Here is a 22352-nt window from a genome sequence, read left to right on the forward strand (position 1 = left end):
TTCCTGTCAGGTCAGTTGAACAGCCACAGTTCCGACAGGTACTTCCAGTTCACGAAGTAGTAGAGCACGAAGCAGGCGAAGAAGATACCGACCAGGATCAGCGTCCCCGGCAGCTTCAGCGTCCCGTGGCTGCCGTATTCGGACACGGATTCGCGGCTCTTGTCATGCAGCGGGAAGGTGAGCTTCGCGCCCGGCCGGTCAAGCCGCGGCCCGGCCAGGATCGAGCCGACCACGATCACGATGAACATCACCCCGCCGAGCGCGGCCATGATCGCCGAGATGCCGTTCAGCCCCATCATCAGGTAGGCGGCTGCCGGAAACTCGTAGGCGTGCGCCGCGTCGGTCAGCGACATGTCCCAGTGCCGCCGCGCAACGCCCAGCGTGCCCGCGCCCATCATGAAGAGCGAGATGCCGCCCGCACCGATGCCGAAGACGAAGGGCTGCAATTTCGCCAGACCCGGCCAGAGGATGTCGCGCTGGAAGATCAGCGGCACCACGAGATAGGTCATCGCCATGAAGGCCAGCGTCGTCCCCGCCACCACCGTGCCGTGGAAGTGGCCCGGCACATAGATGGTGTTGTGCATCAGCACGTTCAGCTGCTCGGTCCCGAGCACGACGCCCGAGATGCCGCCGATGAAGCCGAACATCACGAGGCTCAGGAACATGCCCGCGAAGGCCGGGTTGCCCCAGGGCGCCTTGGTCAGCCACTCGAAGGCGCCGCGGGTGAAGCCGTTGCGCCGTTGGGCCGCCTCGATCGCGCCGGGAACCGTCAGGCCGTGGATCATCGACCCCATGACCGCGAGGTACATCATGTAGGAGGTGTTGACGATCTTCCAGCTCGACGACATGCCCGGCTCCGCCAGGATGTGGTGCGCCGAGGCCAACTGCAGGAACAGGATGTACATGAAGAAGGCGGTGCGGCTGACCTTCTCGGAGAGGGGCTTGGCGCCCACCACCATGGCCCCGATCGCATACCAGATCGAGACATGGGCCGAGACGTTGATCTGCTGGCTGGAATGGCCCATGCCCCACCAGACGACCTTGTACATCAGCGTGTCGATGTTGGTGATCAGCCCGAGGGACCAGAACCAGGTCGGGATCAGGATGATCGCGCCCGAGGCCAGGGTGAAGACCGCGATGATGCCCGCGGTGATCGCCCCGAAGGTCACCAGCGGCACCGATCCGTCATAGGTCTGCTCGTTCTTGGCGACGACCAGCGTGCCGAAGAAGATGAACGTGGCGATCAGCGCGCCGACCGCGAAGATGATCAGCGAGAGGTAAAACCACTGCGAGGCCTGCATCGGCGGGTAGGAGGTGAACATCACCGTCGAATCGCCGCGAAGCACCGCGTAGTTCGCCATCACCGCGCCAACCACCATGAGGACGAAGGCGAACCAGGCCACCTTCGGCGCCGCCAGCCGCGACCCGAGGATCACGGCGGAGGCGAAGTAGAGCACGGCGATCTCGAAGAAGATGATCCAGAACAGGAGCACGTTCGCGCCGTGCCCTGTCAGGACCAGATAGAACCACTCGGCAGGCAGAAGCTGCATCGCCGGCCAGCGGGTCAGGGCCACCATCAGCCCCATCAGCCCGCCAAGCGCCAGGAAGATCACGGCCGCCACCGCGTTCACCTTGATCAGCGCCTCGGCGTTGGCCTCGATCTTCAGCCCCGAGAATCGGCAGGTCCGCCACGAGGTTCGGGCGCCTGTCCCTGTCAGCGCGCCTTGGTCAATGCTGGTCATTGCTGTTCCCCCTTAGTCCACGACCCGGATGCGCCCGGTCATCGTGTGATGGCCGATCCCGCAGAATTCGTTGCAGACGATTCCGAACGTGCCGCTTTCCGTGGGAGTCAGGGTGATGATGTGCTCGTATCCCGGATGGACCGAGATGTTGATGTTGGTGGGCTGCAACGAGAAGCCGTGCTGCCAGTCGGCCGACGAAAGGTGGATGCGGTAGCTTTCGCCTTTCTTCAGTTCGAGGATCGGCCAGAACTCCCACAGCCGCGCCAGGATGTAGGCGTCGCCGCCGACGGGGGGCCGGACCACCGGCACGCCGTCCTCCTCGAGGGGCGCGCCATCATCGCCGGTGGCCTGGAACTCGGCCGCAAAGGCCTCGACCCGCTCGGCGTAGGCTTCGGGTTTGACCTTGTAGGTCTCGTTGGACAGGTTCTGTTGCCCGATGAAGTGCCAGGCGATCATGAAGAAGAACATGAACAGCCCCCAGAGGAAGGCGATCACGATCCAGGCCAGTTCGATGCCGTGGATCGGTTCCTTCCACCAGAGCCGGTTTGAGGGCGGGTGTATTGCCATGGCCGCACCTGCTCAGTTGGCGACGGGGATGGAGGCTATTTCCATCACCCCCCAGACTATGTAGAGCACCGTCGGGATGGTGATCCCGAGGAACAGCAGCAGGAACGGATTGTCCAGCACCTGCTGCATGAAAGGCACTTGCTGCGGTAGTTCGCCATCTTTCCGGATGGCGGTGTCCGTCTGGTCAGTCATTGCTGTCCCTCCCCGTGATTGTCGGGCACGGCGTCATGTTTGAAGAGCGCAAGGCCTTCCTCTTCCACGACGCCACCGCCTGGATTGTTGACACTTGAACAGTTCTCTCGCAGTCACCGCACCCCCTTGGGGGGCGGAGACAGCAGCGGTGCAGGTAATCCCTGCGACTTCCGCGCGTTACGGCGCAACGATCACCCTTGTGGCACAAAGTAACGCACGGATTTGTGCTGCGTAACTTGACATATATCAAGGTAATGGCCGCGGCGGGCGGAGCTGCCACAGATAATGTGGTCGTTCTCGAGCGAGCGATCGGACCTGACCATCGTGCTTCCCACAGGCGCCGGCAATCACCTCGGCATTGAAGCGAGGGCGATCTGATCCCCTGCCTCTGGTCCCCCGACGCCCATTCGGCCGAAGCCGTCGGCGGCGGGTCACTTGTGCCTTCTCGCGCTGTGGGAGCAATGGGCGCACAGTGGGCCGTTCCCGCCTCGAGCACCGGTCGCCCGGTGCCGGAGTTAGACCAGAACGCCAGTCTCCGAGACTTGGATGACCTCGCCAGACCCCTCTGAAAAACAAGGGATAGGCTGTTCATGGACCTTATCTCGGGTCTGCAAGTGGCGGAGGGAACGGGTCTGACGCCCAACCTTCTCCACCTGAACGACGTCCTAATCCCTTGTTTTCATTTCAAATCTAAAGGGGATTCCGCCGCTGTCTGAGATGCATTCGACGAGGATGGGCGGCTGCATCGCCATGTCTTCGGCCTCAACTTGGGAACGGTCGAGCAACGCTATGTCGGTTAGGGCACCAGCGGCGACGTCGATGAATGCAAAGTCAGAACCGCGAAAGGCGTAGGTATCCAAGATCCGCACGACTTGTGGCCAATCGTGGCGCCAAGGGTAATCGACGGTCAGAAGAATAACCGAGGCACCGCAAATGTTGCGCTGCTCGAATTGGAATGGCACCGGCATTTCGGGAACAGGAGCTTCGAATTCATGCCGGGCTTCAAAGCCAGTTTCGTTGTCAAGCAGCGCCACCGAAAAGCGAATGTCGTTATCCGCCGTTTCAAGTTGGATAGTGAGAGTTCGGGTCCTAACGCTGCTTTCATCGTATAAAGCCTGAAAATTGTTCAACTCTTGCGCCAGAGCGGTTTGGGCCAACAAAAGCAGAAGCGGCGAAAGAGCCAGTCGCCCACTCATTCCACGTCCTCAAATCGCGGGCGAGCGACCGAGAATCGACAAATACCGTCGAACTGCCCGCCTTCTCGGATAGCTCGCATTATTTCCCGGCGTTCTTCATATGTCCTAGTATGAAGATTAATTCGTCGTGTGATTGCATCCGTGGCCGCATCGGCCAGCCCTCCGTCTGCGAGGCTAGGCAAGCCATGATCCAGCCAAAAGAAGACAGCCGATCTGACGGCGTACACCGGTTCCGCTGCTCGATCAGGCTCGGCTTCAAAATCGATGCCCTCGCGAAAGACCTCTTCATGCCACACCGTGAACGCCCGATAGTTTGCGCGGCCCGTCAGTTGAAACAGGCCCCGACCGCGAAATGTCCAGCCGTCTCCGCTTGCTGGGTCTCCGTTGCCGTTACGATTGGCGTAAGCTAGGTTCGCAATTGAAACGTGATCAGCGGGATGTTCATCAGTGCGACCGTAGCGCTCGGCGTCGTCGGGGTTGTCTCTGAAATAGCTGAAAGTGTTCCTCAATCCCCTAGGATTGTAGTTGAGGCTCTCTTCGAGGCGAGCATTGCTGCCCGCTTCCATGCGCATCTGCGCAAAGAAGTGGATCAGACGTTCCCGACTGTCCAAGCTTCCGGATGCGATCCGAAGGTCAAGCTCGCGCGCGATCGCGGCAAGCCTGTCGGAGGGCGCGTCCGGAAAAACCGCAGCAAGGCGATCCCCTGTCAGGATGTCGCAGACCGCATTCTCGGGAATGCTGTCGGGATCAATGATCGGTTCGGCCGTGCATCGGCAGTTCCAGGCCTCGCCGGGATGGCCGCCCGCAGGAGGATTCGCCCACGCGAAGACCCGATCATCGTTCTCGGCATGTGCCGCGCGAACACGGGCGTCGTCCTGACTGCGCCAGATGTAGGTTTCGAGTTGCAGCGCATCTCTTTGAAAGTGGCCGTTCAGCGCCTCGGCATATCGCGCGAGGATCGCGTTGACGACCGGATCGTTGGGATTCACCGGCACACCCGTTTCGTTCAGGCGACCCGCAACCGAGCTGCGAAGTTGATCCCTGATCGTGGTCAGGTCGACCGACGTGACGTCAATGCTGACACCTTCGGAGAGAAAGCCATTCAGCCGGGCAACGCCAGCGGCCAGCGCATCGTCGATGATGCTGTCCTGCAGTCGGTCTGGGACCACCGAGAACTTGACTTCCGGTTCCTGAACCGGACCAAGCGGCAAGACGAAGACACTGTTGCCGCCTGACCTGATCCAGCCCGCAAACTTGCTTTCGTGCCGCATCGGTTCCTCCGCGTCGCTCCCCGAAAGCGGTAGCAGGTTGGAGTTAGGTTTGCACTAACCCTCCGGCCGCGCCGTCGCGCCTGGCAGAAACGGTTGGATTTCGGGCGCTTTCGGGTGGCGGAGCTGTCAGACGGATTCGAACCAGTCTCCGAATGGACAGTGAGCTTGCCCCTTATGCGGCGCCGAGTTGACGCCACTCGGCGAGAGCGGCGGCGCGGTTCTTCTTGAAATTTGCCCTCGAGTAGAAGCTACGCTCCGAGTTGAGATGGTTGAAGACTGAGGCGTGGACGGCAGCGAAGATCTGCAGACTTTGCATGCGCCGGAAGCGCTGCATCGCCCTTTCTCGTCGTCGGAATGGCAGGTGCGAATTCTCAGCCCGATTGTTGAGCCAGCGGCCCGTTTCCTGCCGGTCCGCCGCGCCGACCTCCCGGAGCGCGGCACCGTAGGACCGGAGCTTGTCCGGTACCAAGATGTGCGGCCGACCATAGCGCTTCATTGTTTTCTTGAGGAATTTCAATGCAGCTTTCTTGTCCCGCGTTTTCGTCACGAAGCTTTCGAGGACCTCGCCTTCCTGGTCGATGGCCCGCCACAAGTAGTGTCGCTCACCGTTGATCTTCACGAACATCTCGTCGAGGTGCCATTGCCACTGCGGCCCGGAACGAAGCCGCTCCGCCCGTTTCTTGCGTATCTCGGCGGCGAACATCGGGCCGAAACGCTGCCACCAGAACCGCACCGACTCGTGGCTGATCTCGATCCCGCGCTCGTGAAGCAGGTCCTCGACGTTCCGAAGCGACAGCGGGAACCGGACATAGAGCATCACTGCAAGGCGGATGATCTCCGGGCTGCTGTGGAAATACTTGAAAGGGTCGCGTTTCGTCATGGCCGGAGGCTACGAGGCCGTCCTGCCCGTCTCAACCAGATTCATTCTGACAGCGCCGGTCCTCGGACTACCGGAATCTGTTTACGCTAGACGCTTCCATCTCGACTCGAGACCGGGACGGGGTGCAGAAGACCTTCTCCGGCCTGGTGAAGCTCCTCTTCCCGGACGGGGGTGCGACCCCGGAGGAAATCCGGGAGCTGCTAACCCTCGCGATAGAGGGGCGAAAACGCGTCAAGGACCAGTTGATGCGGATCGACAGCACCTACCCGGAGGTCGAGTTCAGCTTCGCCGACAGGTCGGGCCGAGTGACGAAGGTGCAGACCCTCGAGGAGCGGGAGCACCCGCGCTGGTATCACCGCCGGAATGTCGAGGAGGTGGGCGAGGCAGTGATCGAGCTGGACCCGCCCCACCTGGATCGGGGCGCGCCCGCTTCCGCGCCGATACGGGGCGCCCCGGAGAGCCGCGACCCGCCCGCCTCGACTACGCCCGACGTCCCGCGCGGACCCGCGCCCGGTCACGTCACATTCGTGGAGAACCAAGAGGGAGTCAGCTTCGACGCGCTTCTCGGCCCATGGCTCGACAAGGCGGCTGTGATCACGCTCACGGACCCCTACATCCGAGTCTATCACCAGATGCGCAACCTAATGGAACTTCTCGAGGTCGTGGCGCTGCGCAAGCCGGACGGGGAGGACGTCCAGTTCCAGCTCATCACCGCCCCTGACCCGGACGACATCGAGCGCCAGACGGGCTATCTTGAGCAGATCCGGAACGGGATCGCACCTTTGGGCGTGGAGTTTAGCTGGGCCTTTGACGGGACGAGCACGATCCACGCCCGGCACCTTGTGACAGACACTGGCTGGAAGATCCTGCTCGACCGGGGCCTCGACGTGTTCCAGAGGGCAGACCTGAACAACGGGTTTAGCCCGGCCAACAGGCATCAACGATTCCGGCAAGTGAAGGCTTTTGAGGTGACCTACCTGCAAGAAGGAGCGGCAGCCCTGTGATCGTATTCGCTTTTCAACGGCTTTGATGAAACCGCGCTCGATCAATATCTTCCTTCTCGACGGCGATCCGAACGGTATTCGGGTGGCGCAGATCTCGATGTCGACGATCCAGGCGATCGCCTTCCCGCGCAATCCGCTTCGACGGGTTCGCGAAGCTTTCCCCGAGATCGAACGGCCAGGAGTCTACATCCTGATCGGGGCCGACGAAGACGCGCAGGACCGGGAATAGCGCCGGCCGAGATCAACAAGGATTTTCTTATGATTGCGGCGATTTGCGATCCCGAACTATCCTGCTTGCAGGAAGGGGCCCCTACTGATCCTTGGCCTCCAAGTTGGGAATCTGATGACGATCACTGCGGACACGATTCTGTCTGCTCTTGAAAACGAGCGAACAGCGGCGCAGCGTGGTCTGCCCTTCAAGGTCTTGTCGTCACGGCGACAAGCAAATCTCGTCATTCTGGCCGTCGAGCCGATGCGCGATGGACGCTCCAGCGTGGCACTTGATGAGAGCCTCGAGGGGTCACGCGCTGTGTGGTACGGCGAGACGAGCGGTCGGGGGGAGGTCGTGGTCGTCGATCCAGACAAAGGCGAGTTTACCCTCCGCTTTGTCCAAGGCCCGCCGCCCGAAGCAAATGAACGCGTCACTCTTTATCCCCCGGACTTCATCACGCCACTCATTGAATTATGGCAACGAGAACCATCAAGGAAGACAGCTACTGCGACTCTTCGTCGGACCGAAAAAGAGCCTGCCGCAAAAGCAAAGGCACTTCCTCCCGAATTTGACATGCTCCGCGCCCGGCAGGCGCAGGCGGTATCACTGCCGCTAAACCGCGTGGGGTTGCTTCATGGGCCGCCTGGCACGGGCAAGACCTTCACGATTGGCGGCATGATCGCGTACCTGCTTATCCGGTTCAGGAATGCGAAGATCCTCGTCAGCGGCCCAACAAACACGGCGGTCGACTCGGCACTCATTTCAGCGGACGATTGGCTCAGCCGTATTGGGCGCGATGACCTCCGTCGCTCCATGAAGCGGATCGGCTCCCGTTTCGACGCGCAGAAGTTCCATGGGCGTGACCATTTGCTGGCACAGGGCATCTACGAGGCATCTCTGGAAATCAGCATGCTGGAACTCGAGGAGCCGTCGAAGAACGACATCGAACGGTACGTCGCCTGGAAAGAGAAACTGGAAGCGGCACGAGCCAAGCTGAAGACGGACGTCGCCTTCATTTCGGCATCTTCACGCGTTGTCGCGATCACTACCAATTCCCTGTTCCGTCACTTCGATAGTATCGCGCAGCCGGGCGGCGGGGTTTGGCATTTTGCAATCGCTGACGAAGCCAGCCAGATCATGTTGCCCGCGGCGCTGATGGTCGCCAGCATCGCGAAATGCGCCACGTTCGCAGGTGATCCGCAACAGCTGGCTCCTATCGTCCAAAGCGACGAAACCTCAACTCAATCAATTCTCGGCAGGACAGCATTTGACGTCTTAAAGAATGCACCCAGCGTGTTCCTCAACGAGCAATCAAGAACGTGCCAGGGCGCCTGCGATATTGTCTCGCACACTTTCTATGGCGACGAGCTCGTCGTATGCCGGAAAGCAGCGCGTGACCCGGAATGGAAGCGAACTCGCTCTCCCTGGTTCCTCGATGGTCGAGAGATCCCGCGTGTGCTCATAGATGATCGTGCTGGCGATGCAAACTGGTCAAAGAAATACAATGGCAAGATCCGTTTCGCATCCGCCGAGATCATTGCCGCTTTGGTCCACGAACTGCTGGGGTTATACGTCGAGGCGGATGACATCCTGGTCCTCACGCCGTTTCGCGCTCAGCGTGCTCTCATCAAGTCGATGCTGGGACGGCAAGGGCAGAAGGAAGTTCGCGTCAGCACGGTTCACCGAGCTCAGGGTAGCGAGCGGAAGATCGTGATCTTTGATCCTGTGGATGCAGGGAGCCCATTCCTGAACAGCGAGACTGGGCGCCGGCTGATCAACGTCGCCGCGTCGCGCGCCCAAGCACATTTGATCATCCTCGCTGGCGACACCGATCTTCGGAACCCGTTCCTGGCCGCGATAGCCGGGCGTGCTCGACGGCTCTGGGACCGCAAAGGAAACTACGCCAACCCGCTTCGAGTCCGCCTCCGCCAGGCCTAGGACTCGTCCCCACCGCCACCGCCACGCGCCATTCGGCCAGGTGTGTTTCTCCATGTCACCCGCTACTCCGGAAGCTCCGTCCACCATTCTGGCCAGTTGACCTTGCGGGGCGTGCGGGTCGCCTGGACGACCGTGCGCTGCTGTTCGCGGGAGAGGCGCCGTCCACCAAGCCGTGCGAGCGCGGCTTCGACGATCCAGGGCTCGAGGGCCATGCGCGCCGTCGGGCGATACCGGTCGAGCTTGCAGGCCATGCGCAGGGATTCGAGGGCGCCAGTCACGCTTCCCGGCGAGACATAAACCGTGACGAATGTCAGTGGCTCAACGTCATCGCCTATAAGACGCTTCGCCCGAGCTTCCTCGATCGACGCCAGAGCCTGGCGCACGGCGGCGCCATCGCCCTCCAGCCCTTTCTTGGCGAGTTGCAGCAGGAACGCCTCCGCCGCGGTGACGCGGCGGTCACGCCCGCCCTCCCTGATCGTCACCATCTGGCCCAGGACGGCGTCGTAGGGGATGCTCGTCTTTCGCCCTCTGGGCCGACCACGGGGGTTCCCGCTCTGTCCTTTCCCGAATCGCGTCGAGCGCGGCGGCCGTTTGTAGCCGATGTCTTCTTCCCGCCCGTCGGTCATTCGCGCGTACCTCTCGGCCACCGCAGATTATCGGAGGCCCGCGTGCAACGGCGGATCTCGCCGATCTCCTTGTCGGTCAGCTTCGCGCCACCGCGTCGTCGGCTCAGGGCAGCCTGCACCGCCCACGGCTCGAGCAGGAGGCGCTGGTATTTATTGTTCGACCCGTAGTCTCGGGGGTCCTCGCAGGCGATCCCGAGGATCAGCAAGGCTTCACTGGCATTGTCCGGATCCGGCTCGGTCCGGAAGCCGATCTTCATCGCAGGTCTCGGAGACTTCTTCACGAGCGCCTGCTCGGGTGCTGGCAGACGAATGCGAACCAGTCTCCACAAGGACAGGATGGCTGTCCCTTATGCGGCGCAGAGAGCGCGCCACTCGGCGAGAGCGACGGCTCGTTTGGCCTTGAAGTCGGATCTGCTGGAGAGGCTGCGTTCTGTGTTGAAGAGGTTGGTGACGGAGGCGTGGACGGAGGCGAACTTCTGGAGCGTTCGCATCCGCCGGAACCGAAGCATCGCCCGCTCCCGTCTTCGAAATGGCTGGTGCGAGTTCTCCGCTCGGTTGTTCATCCACCGGCCGGTTTGCTGGCGGTCGCGAATGCCGAGTTCGCCGAGCGCGGCGCCATAAGTGCGCAGCCGGTCAGTCACGAATTCACCGGCGCCGCCGTGTCGCTTCAGCGATTTCTTAAGGAATTTCAGCGCTGCTTTCTTGTCACGCTTCTTGGTGACGAAGCTCTCGAGCACCTCACCTTCATGATCGACCGCTCGCCACAGGTAATGAAGGTCGCCGTTGATCTTCACGAAAACCTCGTCGAGATGCCAACGCCATCGGCTCGAGCGCATGCCCTGGACGCGCCGCTTGCGGATCTCCCTGGCGAACATCGTCCCGAACCGATGCCACCAGAACCGCACTGCCTCGTGGCTGATGTCGATGCCGCGCTCGTGCAGCAGGTCCTCGACATTCCGCAGCGAGAGCGGAAAGCGGATGTACATCATCACCGCCAGGCGGATGATCTCGGGCGACGTCTTGAAGTAGCGGAATGGAGAACGCTGGGCCATGGCTGGAGGCTAGCCGCCCGCCTGCCCCGCCTCAAGCCAGGTTCTTCTGACAACGCCAACGGGACCGCTGCCGAGACACCCCGAGGTGCTGTCAGGGCGTCAAAGCTCGATGGTCTGATTGGGACCTGACATGCGGACTTCATGAGGGCCAGCGGTCAGAAGCACCGCGCACAAAGGCCGGACACATGACCGCATCCCGCAAAAGATCATTCTCAGATCAAATCAACCCTTGCGCAACCGGAGCCGTCCACACATGAAAGTGCTTTGATCCGGGCTGCGGCGCATCGGCCCGCCGCCGCCCGTCTCGCCGTCACTTCAGCCGCTCGAGGACCGAGACGTAGTTGGCCACGGCCACTCCGCCCATGTTGAAGATGCCGGCGAGCGTCGCGTTCGGCACCCCAATGGCTCCGGCCTCGCCCGCAAGCTGCATGGCCGAAAGCACATGCATGGAAACGCCGGTGGCTCCGACCGGGTGGCCCTTGGCTTTCAGCCCGCCCGAAGGGTTGACCGGCAGCCGGCCGCCCATCTCGGTCTGGCCTTCCAGCGCTATCCTCGCGCCCTCTCCCGGGCGGGCGAGCCCCATCGCCTCGTATTCGATCAGTTCGGCGATGGTGAAGCAGTCGTGCGTTTCCACGAAGGACAGATCGTCCAGCCGCAGTCGCGCCGCTACCAGCGCCCGCGCCCAGGCCTCGGCGCAGCCCTCGAACCGCAGCACGTCGCGCTTCGACATCGGCAGGAAGTCCTGCACCTGTTCGTTGGCGCGGAAAGCCACCGCCCGGCGCATCCCCAGCGCGGTCGCGGTCTCGGCGAGCACCATGGCCGCGGCACCGTCGGAGACCAGCGAGCAATCGGTGCGTTTCAGCGGGCCGGCAACGATGGGGTTCTTCTCGCTTTCGGCGCGGCAGAAGTCGTAGCCGAGATTCTTGCGGATCTGTGCCAGCGGGTTGCCGACGCCGTTGCGATGGTTCTTGGCCGCGATCCGTGCCAGCGCGTCAGCCTGGTCGCCGTGGCGCTGGAAATAGGCGTCCGCGATGCGGCCGAAGACACCGGCGAAGCCGCCCGGTGTCTCGCCCTCCTCCGCCAGGTAGGAGGCACGGAGCAGGTTCCGCCCGACGTCAGGTCCGGCGGTGTCGGTCATCTTCTCGACGCCCACGACCAGAACGACCCGCGCGGCCTTCGCCTCGATGGCGCGGATGCCTTGCCGTACGGCGGCCGAACCGGTGGCGCAGGCGTTTTCCACACGTGTCGTCGGCGTGAAGCGCAACCGGTCGTCGGCCTGAAGCACGAGGCTTGCCGTGAAGTCCTGGGCCGAAAACCCAGCGTTGAAATGGCCAAGAACGATTTCGTCGACATCCTCGGGACCCATGCCGGCGTGATCCATCGCTTGCCGGGCGACGGTCGTGATCAGGCTTTCCACCGTCTCGCCCTGAAGCTTGCCGAAGGGCGTGTGCGCCCAGCCCACGATACAGACGGTCATGTCGCCTTCTCCTTTCAGCGCGCGGGTCAGCTCGTCTCGAAATGCCGGATCAGCTCGTGGCTGGTCACCTGGCTGGCGAGCCAGTCGTTCCAGTACTGAAGCTCGACCCGGCGCGAGGCGGCAAAATGTTCGACGAAGTCGTCTCCGAAATAGTCGCGGGCGAAGGCTGACCGCTCGAACACCTCCGTCGCCTCGCCCAGCGTGCCGGCGAGCCTTTGCGCATCCGGGGCCTTCAGCGCATTGCCGGCAACCGCAGCCGACGGCACCAGACCGTTGGCGATGCCGTGGTGGCCGCCCGCGAGCATCGCGGCGATCGACAGGTAGGGATTGGCGTCGGCGCCGGGCACGCGGTGCTCGATCCGGTAGGCTTTCGGCTCGGGATAGGCGATCACGCGCAGCGCGGCGCTGCGGTTGTCATAGCCCCAGGACACGTTCTCCGGGCTCCAGGCCGATACATTGAAGCGGCGGAAGGAGTTGACATAGGGGCGGAAGATTACGCCGCAGTCCGAGAGCCCCGCCAGCATCCCAGCAAGGTAGCGGTGCCCGACCTCGGACAGTTTGCCAGTCCCTGCGTCGTAAAAGACATTCACGCCGTTCTTCCAGATGCTCTGGTGGATGTGGGCGCCGCAGCCGGAATCACCCACGCGCCATTTCGCCATGAAGCTCGCGGTCAGGCCCCTTTCGGCGCAAAGCTCGCGGAAATAGGTCTTGGCGCGTATGGCGTTGTCGGCCGCCTCTATCGCCCCGGCAGGCGCCATCGCGAATTCGACCGCTCCAAGTCCAAGTTCGGTGTGAAACACCTCGACGGTGATGCCGATGCCGCGCATCCGGCGGATGAACTCGGCGCCAAGCTCGCGCGCCTCGTCGGCCTGCGTCAGCCGGTAGGCATTGGCCATCCGGCCGATCGAGGTCAGATCATGGTGGCGGCCCGCCTGCATCATCTCGCGGTTGGCGTGCAAGACGAAGGCCTCGTATTCGACGCCGAACATCGGGGCGTATCCGGTTGCGGCGAATCGGTCGGCCACGCGGCGCAGCACATTGCGCGGCGCCAGCGGAAAGGGCGATCCGTCGGGGTAGACCACGTCGTAGAGGACCGCTCCCATGCCCTGCCGCCACGGCAGCGCGATGGCCGTGGAAAGATCGGGCACGCCCAGCACGTCGGGAAAGCCGTTGTCATAGGAACTGTGGCGCGATTCCCAGACGTCGTCGACCGGCGTCATCTGGTAGAGCACGGTGCAGATCGCGCTCCTGCCGCCGCCGGCGACCTTCTTCGCGGCGGCAAACTTTCCGCGGAGCGCCCCATTGAGGTCGGGTATCTCCATCTGCACCAGGTCGATCTCGCCTGCCAACATCGCCTTGACGGCCCGGTCTGCCAGTGCGCCCCTCGCCGCTGCATCCGCCATCGCCATCCGTCCCGTCCCTCCTAAGTCTTGCCGCGCTGGGCCCTGCCGCCGAGGTGCCGTGGCTTCACCGCACCCACCCGGCGATAGACCTCCTCCGGCACCAGCGCGGGATCCTTGTAGATGTACCAGGTGCATTTCCCACCTCCGCGCGCGTCGGGCCAGACCGGCGGCTCGACCACACGGGTGGGATAGCCGAAGCGGCGCATCGGCATCCGTTCGTTGAGCTGGCAGCAATGGACGCAGTAGAGGCAGATGCCGGCCTTGTTCCACGACCAGTCGTGCGGCTTCGTCGTCACCCCGAGGTTCCAGGGCGGCCCGATCCGCGGGCCGGTGCCGCTGTCGGGGTCGTCGCGCAGCGTCCGGCCGCCGGACCCGCAGGGGTCGAAGCGCAGCGCCCAGCAGTCCGTCTCCTCGATCACCTCGACCGAGCCCGTGCGGCCCGGCCCGCTCAGATGGCCGCGCAGCCCCTCCAGCGCGTAGTGCATGAGCAGGTCGAAGCTGCGTGCCCAGGGGTGAAGGTCGGTGTCGTAGCGGATGTAGTAGTCATACATCGGCTGCATCAGCACGTCCCAAAGCTCGCCGGTGATCTCCTCGCCGAGGTGCCGGGCGGCCGCGTCCACCCAGAAATAGACCCCGTCGCAGAGCCGGTCATGGGTGTCGCGCCACACCGCACGCGCCTGTTCCAGAAGCGCGGGATCGCCCCTCGCCGCCTCGGCGCCGGCGGCGTAATCCTCGATCAGCCCGCGGTAGCGCGCCCAGCCCGCGTCGCCGTCGAAGGCCGACCCGTCCGGCCCGGCCCGAAGCGACGCCAGCCTCGCCGCATCAGCCGCGATCACGGCGGCCGCAACCCCGCGCGCGGCGAGGAAGTCGGGAATTTCACGGCACCAGGCGGTGAAAAGCTCGTAGGCTTCCAGCGCCTCCTGCACGGTATAGCGCGCGAGGTCGGCTGCATCCGCACCCCGCCCTTCGCGCAGGGCCACCCGGGCCAGGTCATAGCTCGAGGCGGCATGATCGGCATAGCTGCCGGCGCGAACCTTCGCGCCCATCACCGGGTGTTCGACGAGAGGCGCCCCGGAAGCGGCCCTGGGGCCTTGTGCCATCACGACACCTCGACGCCGGCCTTGCGCAGGCGACGACGGTGCCAGATGTCGTCGATTTCATCCGAGCCGAGCAGGCCCGAGGGCCGAAAGGCCATCGACAGCACGATGACAAGGCCGAGGAAGAAGCCGGTCAGGCCGAACATCTCGGGCAGCTTCGCCCCGGCAAATACGGGGCCGCTTTCCAGGAACCGCATCGTCTCCACCCCGGCGGTGACGATGACGCAGCCCACCACCGCGCCGGTGACGCTGTGCATCCCGCCCAGGATCAGCATGGCAATGGTGAGGAAGGTCAGGTCGAAATAGAAGCTCTTCGGGCTGATCGTGCCGACGAAGAGTGTGAAGAGCGCCCCTGCCACCGCCATGATGAAGGCGCTGAGCATCCAGGCCGCAAAGCGCAGCTTGCGGATCGGCACGCCCACCGCGCTCGCCGCCGCCACGTCCTCGGAAGAAGCGCGCAGTTGCAGCCCCCATCTCGAGTCGCGGAACGCGCGAGCCAGGACGATCGCGCCGAACGCGGTCGCCACCGCCCAGCCGATGGTCGCCTTGGGCGGGATACCGTAGAAGGCGCGGGGCCCGCGGGTCAGGTCGACCCAGTTCATCACCACGACATGCACGATGACGAGGAAGGCGACCGTCGCGATCGTGGCGGCGATACCCGCCTGCCGCACCATCATCAGCCCGACGAGAAAGGCCACGGCCAGCGTGATCAGGATCGCGAAGAGTACGGCGACGAGGGGGGAAAGCTCGAACGTGTTCACACCGAAGGGTGCGGTCGCGAGCGCCGAACGCTTCACGGCGACGGGGGTGGCGAGGATCGCGGTGACATAGGCCGATATTCCCATGAAGCCGACGTGGCCGAAATGGGTGATGTCGGAATTGCCCATGAACACCTGGAGGCCCACCACGGCGATCAGATTCACGAGGAAGGTGAAGAACAGCCGCTGGTGGTAGGGGGCGGCGAAGCCCCAGACCAGAAGCCCCGCGACCGCGATGCACAGCCCCAGCACCACCGCACCGACTAGCGCGCGTCTTTCGATCATCATGATTTCTCTCCGAAGTCGGGGCGTTCGCCGAGGATGCCCTGCGGGCGGACCAGCAGGAGGACGCCGACTGCTGTGAAGATGAAGGCGTCGCGGAACCCCGCCATGCTTTCGGGCAGCACCACCTGCATCATCACTTCGGCCACGCCGAGGACGAGCCCGCCGATCACCGCGCCGGGCAGACTGCCGAAGCCGCCGATCACCGCCGCGACGAAGGCCTTCAGCACCGGCGTGAAGCCCATGAACGGGTCCACCGCTCCGCGCCGTGCCAGCACGAAGACGGTCGCGAGCCCCGCAAGGAAGCCCGAGATGGCGAAGGCGGTCGCGATGACGCGGTCGGCGCGCACGCCCATCAGACGCACTGTGCTCACGTCCCTGGCGGCCGCGCGCATTGCCATGCCGATCGTCGTGCGCCGCAGGAAGACGACGAGAAGCGCGATGGCGATCACCGTGACCGCGGTTTCAAGGATCTGCACGACAGGGATGCGGACCGAGCCGATGGTCACGTTCGAGATAAGGAAATCCATCGTCGGCACCGATTTCGCCCGGGTGCCGACGAAGATCAGCGCCACGTTCTGGATCAGGATCGAAACGCCGAAGGCCGTGAGCATTCCCGTTGTCGGAGGTGCCCCGCGGACCGGCTTGAACGCCACCTTTTCAAGGAACATGGCGAAAAGCACCACAGAAAGAACCCCCACCGGCAGAAGAAGCGCCGGATTGGCGATGCCCATCCCGGCGGCGACGAGGAACATCGCATAGCCGCCGAAGGTGATCATGTCGCCATGCGCGAAGTTCACCAGCCCCATGACCGAGAAGACGATTGCGAGACCCAGCGCCAGAAGCGCGTATTCGCCGCCGAGGCTGAGCGCGTTCATGGATTGCTGAAGCAGATACTCCATGCTTAGTGCCCTTCCAGCCCGAGATACATTTCCATCACGCCACCGCTTTGACGCAGATCCTCGGCCGTGCCCGAGAACTGCATCGCGCCGCTGGCGAGCACATAGGCACGGTCGGCGAATTCCAGCACCTCGCCGGCGTTCTGCTCGACCACGAGCATGGTCACGCCCCAGGTGCGGAGCTGGATGAGGAATTCGAAGATCTGATCGACGATGCGGGGGGCAAGGCCCAGCGAGGGCTCGTCCAGCATCAGGAACCTGGGCCGCGACATCAGCGAGCGCGAAATCGCCAACATCTGCTGTTCGCCGCCCGACAGGTATTTCGCCGCCGAATGGAAGCGCCTGCGCAGGATCGGGAACATCTCGAGGAACTTCTCAGTATCCTCGGCGATCCCGTCAGGATCGCCGCGGGTCGCCGCGCCGAGGCGAAGGTTTTCCGCCACGGTCAGCTCGGCGAAGACCCGGCGGCCCTCGGGCGTCACGGTCATGCCGCGGCACACAAGGGCCTCGGTGCCAAGGACGGTCACATCCTCGTCCCGGAAGGCGATCCGCCCGCCGGTCTTCGGCACGAGGCCGATGATGGCCGAGATCAGGCTGGACTTGCCCGCCCCGTTCGGACCGAGGAGGGTGACGATCTCACCCTCCCCGACCGTGAGGCTCACGTCCCGCACGGCCCGGATCGGGCCATACGAAACCGATACGTTCTCGGCCTTGAACATCACGGGGCGGGCACCCAGGCCGGCGTCGGCCGCGCCACCTCGACGAAGGCGCCGTCCTTGATCTGGAGCGCAACCATCTCCTTCAGCGGCGTGCCGTTCTGGTCCTTGTAGGTGATGGAGCCCGAGGCGATGCCCTTCATCCCCTGGATTTCCCGGATCGCCGCGTTGATCGCCGCGGGCTCGAAGGAGCCGGCCGCCTCGACCGCGGTCTTGACCACGTCGACCGCCTCGCCGCCGAGGCCGAAGAAGATGTTCTGGACGTTGAAGCCGCGCGCCGCGCAGTCCTCGTAGAACGCCTTCAGCGCGCTTCCTTCGGAGGGGAAGCCGTGGGTGATGAAGGTCGCCAACTTGCCGCCCTCGCCCGACACCGGGATGAGGCTCGGGTCGTCGAACCCGTCGGTGCCGTAGACCGGGATGTTGACGTCGGCACTGGCCAGCGTGCGCAGGAAGACCCCGGCATCGGGCACCAGGATGGCACCGAAGATCACGTCGGGCTTCTCGGCCATGTTGCTGATCTCGGTCACCTGCGGCGTGTAGTCGGCAAGCCCGTGGTGATAGGCGACACGGCCGACGATCTTGCCGCCGAGCTTCTCGAAGGCCTGGGCGAAGTATTCCGGCGTCACCAGCGAATAGGCGCCCACGTCATGCGCGATCATCAGCGCCGCCTTGCGGTGGCCGGCGGCATAGGCGAGTTCGGCCGCCGCCGCGCCCGAGGCGTTGTCGCCGTAAGGCACCAGGTAGCCGTTCTCCGGCGAGGCCTGCGGGAACGCAGGCTGGGTCGAGCCGACCGAGAGCACCGCCATCCCCTGTCCCAGCGCGAGCCCGGCCATCGGGATCAGCCCGTCGTCGGTCGGCGGCCCGAAGAGCACGTCGGCGCCGGCGTCGATCAGCTCCTGAGCGATGTTCGCGGCGGTCACCGGATCGCTTTTGGTATCGCGGGTGAGCAGCGTCACCGGCTTGCCGAGGATGCCGCCCGCATCGTTAATCTGCGCGACGCGGCAGGCAACCCCGTCGGGTCCGTCATAGGGCGCAAGCAACCCGGTGACGGCGGCGGCATGGCCGATGACCAGACCATCCTCCTGGGCCGCGGCGGGTAGCGTCAGGGCAACACCCGCCAGAAGCGCCGCGAGCGTGCGTTTATGCGTGCTGTTCATCTTTCCTCTCCTCCGTTGATGCGGTCTTCCCTTTCCGGGAATGGCCAATGTAGACCTCGATGACCCTGGGGTTCCTCGTCACCTCGTCGGGTGTGCCGGAGGCGATGATCCTTCCGGCATCGAGCACGAAGATGCGGCTGCAGAGCGTCATGATGAAGCGCAGGTCGTGGTCGATCACGATGACGCCGCAGCGGAAGTCGTCCGAGGCGCGACGGACGGCCGCGATCAGGGCCGTGGTCTCGCCGGCGTTCATCCCGGCCGCGGGCTCGTCTAGAAGCAGGAAGTCGGGCGCCAGCGCGAGGGCCCGCACGATCTCCAGCCGCCGCTGGCTGCCGTAGGGCAGTGCTCCCGCTTTCCAGTCGGCAAAGCGGGTCAGGTCGAACTGGTCCAGAAGTGCGGCCACGTCGACGCGGCGGCTCAGGTCAGGGCGGTCGCGCTGCCCCGAGGTGAAGGCGACCTCGACGTTCTGGCGCACGGTCAGGCGGGTGAAGAGACGGATGTTCTGGAACGTGCGGCCGAGCCCGGAAGCGGCGCAGAACTGCGGCGAGGTGTTGGAGACGCGCACGCCTCCCAGCCGCACCTCGCCCGACGAAACCGGCATCAGCGAGGTGATCGCGTTGATCAGCGTCGACTTGCCCGCGCCGTTCGGCCCGATCAGGCCGACGATCTCGCCCGGCCGGCAATCGAGCGACACGTCGTGAAGAACCTCGAGCCCGCCGAAGCTCTTGCACACGCCCGAAACGACCAGCGGACCGCCATGCCTTTCCATTGGGGGACCCCCCCCTTGTGCTACGCTACCCTGAGGCACGATCTTCTCCCATGTCAGGAAGTGCCGCCGTTTTCCGGCTGTTCTTTGGTCTAGTAATCAGACCTTCATAACGCAAGTCAACCGATAAATTCCGCCTTGCCGGCGCGCCGGGCGGGCCTCGGATGCCCCTGCAGCGAGAGGATCGAAAATTCCATTGTTCTATTATCAGACCATTCATATACTTGCGCCAATGGCGACCTGGCACAAGGCGCCGGCGGACCGATCGCGAACGGGGCCGGCGTGCCACCGCGCCACGGAGCGGCCGGGTGGAGCCGGGACAGAAACAAGGCGTCTCGTCGTGGAGAGTCCCGAATCGACGCGCCCACAAGTGAGGTAACGATGGCCCGGAAACCGGCTGGGGATGATGCGCCGAACCCAACGGACGACGACATGACACGCGCTGACGGCCTCGTGCTCGGGGCGATCAACAGCATCCGCCCGGTGGCGACCTATGAACTGGTCGTCGAACAGGTCAAGCGGGCTATCTTCCTTGGCCGCTTCGTTCCCGGTGACAAGCTTCCGCCGGAGCGTGACCTTGCCGCGCAGATGCTGGTGTCGCGGACGACGATCCGGGAAGCCATGCGTGTGCTCGAGGGCGAAGGTCTGATCCAGGTGAAGCGCGGCGCCACCGGCGGGCTAGTGGTGAAGGCACAAAGCGGCCTGCGCCCGCACGAGATCGAATCCTACATGGAAGCGCAGCGCGAGATGCTGGACGCGATCTACGAATACCGCATCGCCAACGAATGCATGGCCGCGCGGCTTGCCGCGACGCGTCGCAGCAAGGACCAGTTGCGGCGCATGGCGTCGGCGCTGAAGGCGATGGGGCAGTTGTGCGAGACGCCGGAGCTTCGGGCGACGTTGGCCAACATCGCGCGGTTTCGTGCGCTCGATTCCGAGTTCCATCTTGTCGTGGCCGAAGCGTCGGGCAACCGCCTCATCCAGCAGGCCGTCGAGGATGCGCGCACGGCCATGTTCCTGCCGATCGGCAAGGTATTCAAGCGGCTGGAGGACAGCGCCAACGAACACCACGAGGAGATTTTCGCCGCGATCAGTGACGGTGACCCCGATCGCGCGGCCGAGGCGATGCGCCGCCACATCGTCACGACGCGCGAAAGCCTCGAAAACCTGATGCCGCAGAAGGCCCCGCCGAAGCGGGGCGCCGCCCGTTCTGGCCGCAAGGGCGCGGCGCGAGCGGGAACGCCTGCTTCCGCGGGATGATCTGCGCGCGCAATCCGCCGAACGTCGCGGCCTGACCACGGCATCCGACCGTCAGCGAAACCGCGCGAGGTAGTCTCTCGCCAGTTTCGCCGTGTTCCGCGCGAAATGGGGGCCCATCGCCTGCGGCTCGGGCGCCTCGATGTGGCTGCCGATCCAGGCCAACAACGCCATGCGCCGCAGCATCACGAAGGTGTCGATCTCGGACTCTTCCTCGTCCGAGAGCGGGCGGACGGAGCGATAGCCCTTCACCCACGCGCGCCTCAGCGCCGGCACCTGGGGGTGATCCTCCATGAAGCTGATGCCGGTGGCGAAGTCGTAGAGGAACCAGCCGAGGCCACAATCGTCGAAGTCGATCAGAGTCGTCGCATCGCCCTCGATCAGCAGGTTCGCCAGCCGCATGTCGGCATGGACAAGCCCGTATCGCTCGGGCCCCTTGCCGAAGGCGGCGAGCCTGCGGCAGACCAGCGCCTCGCAAGCTTCCAGCACATCGCGGATCTCGGGCGTGACGTTGGGCGCATCGCGCCAGTTGCCCCAGTTGGCCTTCGGGCCGAAAACGGCGTCGGCGTCCCAGACCAGACGTTCCAGGGGGTCGGGCTTCGCCCAGGTCTGCGAATGCAGGTGCGTCCGCGCGGCGATCGCGCCGAGCCGCTCGAAGGGCGCGGTGAGGTCCTCGTTCTCGTCGGGCTGGCGGCCGTGGGCGAAGGCAAACATCACCATGAAGCGCGGCTCGGGTAGGCCGGGGGCATGGCCCTCCTGCACCAGTTCGCCGTTCACACCCGAGATCGGCGGCGGGGTCTGCACCATACCATCGGCGGCCAGCGCCTGCGACCATGCAAGTTCCTGCCCGATACCGCGCCGGGTATGATAAGCTGGCCGGTGGATGCGCAGGATCGAGCGGAACCCTTCCGCCTCGACCAGGTAGGTGGCATTCTCCGACACGTTGATCAGCCGCGCCCTCGCCCCCGCCGGCACCGGCCAGAGCGGCAGCGAGGCGTTCGCCAGCTGCTCGAGGTGCTCGAGCAGTTCTTTCAGCGGCATCGTCGTCCCGTCAGCCATCGCCTGCCCCCGCCCGCTCAGATCGATGCCAGCGCTTCGAGCGATTCCGGCAGGATCTGCCCGCCGTCCACCACGATCTGCTGCCCGGTGATGTAGCCCGCCTCGTCTGAGGCGAAGAAGAGAGCGGCATTGCCGATGTCCTCGACATCGCCGAGCCGCTTCAGCGGGATCGAGGCAGCCATCGTCTTCAGATAGTCCTCGCCCAGGCCCTGCAACCCCTCGGTCACGATGTTGCCCGGCATCACCGCGTTGATCGTGGTGTTGTAGCGCGCCAGTTCCATCGCCGCGGTCTTGATGAAGCCGAGCTGCCCGGCCTTCGAGGCGCCATAATGCGCCCAGCCGGGATAGCCCGTCACCGGCCCGGTGATCGAGGAGGTGACGACGACGCGGCCCTTTCCGCGCTTCTCGAAATGCGGGATCGCCGCCTTCACGGAGAAGAAGGTGGACCTCAGGTTGGTGGCCATGACGTGATCCCAGTCGGCCGCGCTCATCTCGACCATCTTCACCTGCGGGAAGATGCCGGCATTGGCGCAAAGCACGTCGAGCCCGCCCTGCGCTGCGGCCGCCTCGTCCACCATGCGCTGCACGCTTTCCATGTCGGTCACATCGCAGACCGCGCCGCGCGCGGTCGCTCCGGCGGCGGCCATCTCCGCCACCGCCGCGTCGATCTCGGCCCGGTTTCGGGCGGCGATGGTCAGCCTCACTCCCTCGCGGGCGAAGACCCGGGCGATGCCGCGCCCGATCCCCTTCGATCCGCCGGTGACGATGACGCTGCGGCCCTTGAGCGATTTCGGCATGTTGT

At 64.4% G+C, this 22352-nt stretch carries 23 protein-coding genes and 1 pseudogene; 5 read left to right on the forward strand and 19 right to left on the reverse strand.

The genetic code is table 11. The features are described 5' to 3' along the window. Nucleotides 1-11: 11 nt before the first annotated feature. The 6 genes from F9K34_RS01870 to F9K34_RS01895 form a co-directional block, all read right to left on the reverse strand. Entirely contained in the window at nucleotides 12-1742 is a 1731-nt protein-coding gene (locus F9K34_RS01870; RefSeq protein WP_291334854.1) for a cbb3-type cytochrome c oxidase subunit I, read from the reverse strand. Between the two features lie 12 nt (nucleotides 1743-1754). Continuing rightward, nucleotides 1755-2309, reverse strand: coding sequence for a hypothetical protein (locus F9K34_RS01875; protein ID WP_291334855.1), 555 nt, complete (start codon nucleotides 2307-2309; stop codon nucleotides 1755-1757). A gap of 12 nt (nucleotides 2310-2321) precedes the next feature. Continuing rightward, nucleotides 2322-2501: a hypothetical protein gene (locus F9K34_RS01880; protein WP_291334856.1), complete on the reverse strand. Its 180-nt coding sequence runs from the start codon at nucleotides 2499-2501 to the stop codon at nucleotides 2322-2324. 665 nt (nucleotides 2502-3166) lie between these two features. After that, complete coding sequence (locus tag F9K34_RS01885) at nucleotides 3167-3697, reverse strand: hypothetical protein (protein ID WP_291334857.1); 531 nt, start codon at nucleotides 3695-3697, stop codon at nucleotides 3167-3169. Further along, the gene (locus F9K34_RS01890; protein ID WP_291334858.1) at nucleotides 3694-4968 is read right to left on the reverse strand and encodes a phage minor head protein; all 1275 of its coding nucleotides are present in this window, start codon (nucleotides 4966-4968) and stop codon (nucleotides 3694-3696) included. Before F9K34_RS01890 ends, F9K34_RS01885 begins: the two co-directional genes overlap by 4 nt. A gap of 172 nt (nucleotides 4969-5140) precedes the next feature. After that, nucleotides 5141-5848 (reverse strand): IS6 family transposase, encoded by a 708-nt coding sequence (locus F9K34_RS01895; RefSeq protein ID WP_291334859.1) that lies wholly within the window; start codon nucleotides 5846-5848, stop codon nucleotides 5141-5143. 68 nt (nucleotides 5849-5916) lie between these two features. Between F9K34_RS01895 and F9K34_RS01900 the strand changes: the two are divergent. The 4 genes and pseudogenes from F9K34_RS01900 to F9K34_RS01915 form a co-directional block, all read left to right on the forward strand. Next, nucleotides 5917-6117 (forward strand): annotated as a pseudogene (locus F9K34_RS01900) (BREX system Lon protease-like protein BrxL); the annotation flags it as partial. Beyond that, a complete protein-coding gene (locus F9K34_RS01905) occupies nucleotides 6094-6852 on the forward strand; it encodes an MIT C-terminal domain-containing protein (protein ID WP_291334901.1) in 759 nt (252 codons plus the stop codon). The pseudogene F9K34_RS01900 and the gene F9K34_RS01905, both read left to right, overlap by 24 nt. Nucleotides 6853-6877: 25 nt before the next feature. Further along, nucleotides 6878-7081 carry a hypothetical protein gene (locus tag F9K34_RS01910; protein WP_291334860.1) on the forward strand — a complete coding sequence of 68 codons (204 nt, stop codon included), beginning with the start codon at nucleotides 6878-6880 and terminating at the stop codon, nucleotides 7079-7081. 114 nt (nucleotides 7082-7195) lie between these two features. Beyond that, nucleotides 7196-9001, forward strand: a complete 1806-nt coding sequence (locus tag F9K34_RS01915; protein ID WP_291334862.1) for a DEAD/DEAH box helicase — start codon at nucleotides 7196-7198, stop codon at nucleotides 8999-9001. A 62-nt stretch (nucleotides 9002-9063) separates the two neighbouring features. Here F9K34_RS01915 and F9K34_RS01920 read toward each other — a convergent pair whose 3' ends face one another. The 11 genes from F9K34_RS01920 to F9K34_RS01970 all read right to left on the reverse strand — a co-directional run bounded on the left by F9K34_RS01920 (nucleotide 9064) and on the right by F9K34_RS01970 (nucleotide 19237). Further along, nucleotides 9064-9627: a DUF5681 domain-containing protein gene (locus tag F9K34_RS01920; protein WP_291334863.1), complete on the reverse strand. Its 564-nt coding sequence runs from the start codon at nucleotides 9625-9627 to the stop codon at nucleotides 9064-9066. Next, the gene (locus F9K34_RS01925; RefSeq protein ID WP_291334864.1) at nucleotides 9624-9884 is read right to left on the reverse strand and encodes a hypothetical protein; all 261 of its coding nucleotides are present in this window, start codon (nucleotides 9882-9884) and stop codon (nucleotides 9624-9626) included. Before F9K34_RS01925 ends, F9K34_RS01920 begins: the two co-directional genes overlap by 4 nt. A gap of 90 nt (nucleotides 9885-9974) precedes the next feature. After that, nucleotides 9975-10679, reverse strand: coding sequence for an IS6 family transposase (locus F9K34_RS01930; RefSeq protein WP_291334866.1), 705 nt, complete (start codon nucleotides 10677-10679; stop codon nucleotides 9975-9977). Nucleotides 10680-10989: 310 nt separating this feature from the next. Next, nucleotides 10990-12156: an acetyl-CoA acetyltransferase gene (locus F9K34_RS01935; protein ID WP_291334868.1), complete on the reverse strand. Its 1167-nt coding sequence runs from the start codon at nucleotides 12154-12156 to the stop codon at nucleotides 10990-10992. 26 nt (nucleotides 12157-12182) lie between these two features. Next, on the reverse strand, nucleotides 12183-13565 hold the full coding sequence (locus tag F9K34_RS01940; RefSeq protein ID WP_291334869.1) for a glutamine synthetase family protein: 1383 nt from the start codon (nucleotides 13563-13565) through the stop codon (nucleotides 12183-12185). Nucleotides 13566-13579: 14 nt separating this feature from the next. After that, on the reverse strand, nucleotides 13580-14659 hold the full coding sequence (locus F9K34_RS01945) for a hypothetical protein (protein WP_291334870.1): 1080 nt from the start codon (nucleotides 14657-14659) through the stop codon (nucleotides 13580-13582). Next, a complete protein-coding gene (locus F9K34_RS01950; protein WP_291334871.1) occupies nucleotides 14659-15702 on the reverse strand; it encodes a branched-chain amino acid ABC transporter permease in 1044 nt (347 codons plus the stop codon). Before F9K34_RS01950 ends, F9K34_RS01945 begins: the two co-directional genes overlap by 1 nt. Further along, the gene (locus tag F9K34_RS01955) at nucleotides 15699-16598 is read right to left on the reverse strand and encodes a branched-chain amino acid ABC transporter permease (RefSeq protein ID WP_291334872.1); all 900 of its coding nucleotides are present in this window, start codon (nucleotides 16596-16598) and stop codon (nucleotides 15699-15701) included. Before F9K34_RS01955 ends, F9K34_RS01950 begins: the two co-directional genes overlap by 4 nt. Nucleotides 16599-16600: 2 nt before the next feature. After that, nucleotides 16601-17314 carry an ABC transporter ATP-binding protein gene (locus F9K34_RS01960; RefSeq protein WP_291334873.1) on the reverse strand — a complete coding sequence of 238 codons (714 nt, stop codon included), beginning with the start codon at nucleotides 17312-17314 and terminating at the stop codon, nucleotides 16601-16603. Then, nucleotides 17314-18468 carry an ABC transporter substrate-binding protein gene (locus tag F9K34_RS01965; protein WP_291334874.1) on the reverse strand — a complete coding sequence of 385 codons (1155 nt, stop codon included), beginning with the start codon at nucleotides 18466-18468 and terminating at the stop codon, nucleotides 17314-17316. The genes F9K34_RS01960 and F9K34_RS01965 overlap by 1 nt, the downstream gene beginning before the upstream one ends. Further along, complete coding sequence (locus F9K34_RS01970; RefSeq protein ID WP_291334875.1) at nucleotides 18452-19237, reverse strand: ABC transporter ATP-binding protein; 786 nt, start codon at nucleotides 19235-19237, stop codon at nucleotides 18452-18454. Before F9K34_RS01970 ends, F9K34_RS01965 begins: the two co-directional genes overlap by 17 nt. Before the next feature lie 429 nt (nucleotides 19238-19666). On the opposite strand from F9K34_RS01970, the gene F9K34_RS01975 reads away from it, so the two are divergent. Continuing rightward, a complete protein-coding gene (locus F9K34_RS01975) occupies nucleotides 19667-20494 on the forward strand; it encodes a FadR/GntR family transcriptional regulator (protein ID WP_291334876.1) in 828 nt (275 codons plus the stop codon). A 51-nt stretch (nucleotides 20495-20545) separates the two neighbouring features. Here the strand turns inward: F9K34_RS01975 and F9K34_RS01980 are convergent, their stop codons facing one another. After that, complete coding sequence (locus F9K34_RS01980) at nucleotides 20546-21550, reverse strand: phosphotransferase enzyme family protein (protein WP_291334878.1); 1005 nt, start codon at nucleotides 21548-21550, stop codon at nucleotides 20546-20548. Between the two features lie 17 nt (nucleotides 21551-21567). After that, the gene (gene fabG, locus F9K34_RS01985) at nucleotides 21568-22347 is read right to left on the reverse strand and encodes a 3-oxoacyl-ACP reductase FabG (RefSeq protein WP_291334879.1); all 780 of its coding nucleotides are present in this window, start codon (nucleotides 22345-22347) and stop codon (nucleotides 21568-21570) included. Between the last annotated feature and the right edge of the window lie 5 nt (nucleotides 22348-22352).

The sequence above is a fragment of the Albidovulum sp. genome, assembly GCF_008933605.1.
Classification (GTDB): Bacteria; Pseudomonadota; Alphaproteobacteria; order Rhodobacterales; family Rhodobacteraceae; genus Albidovulum.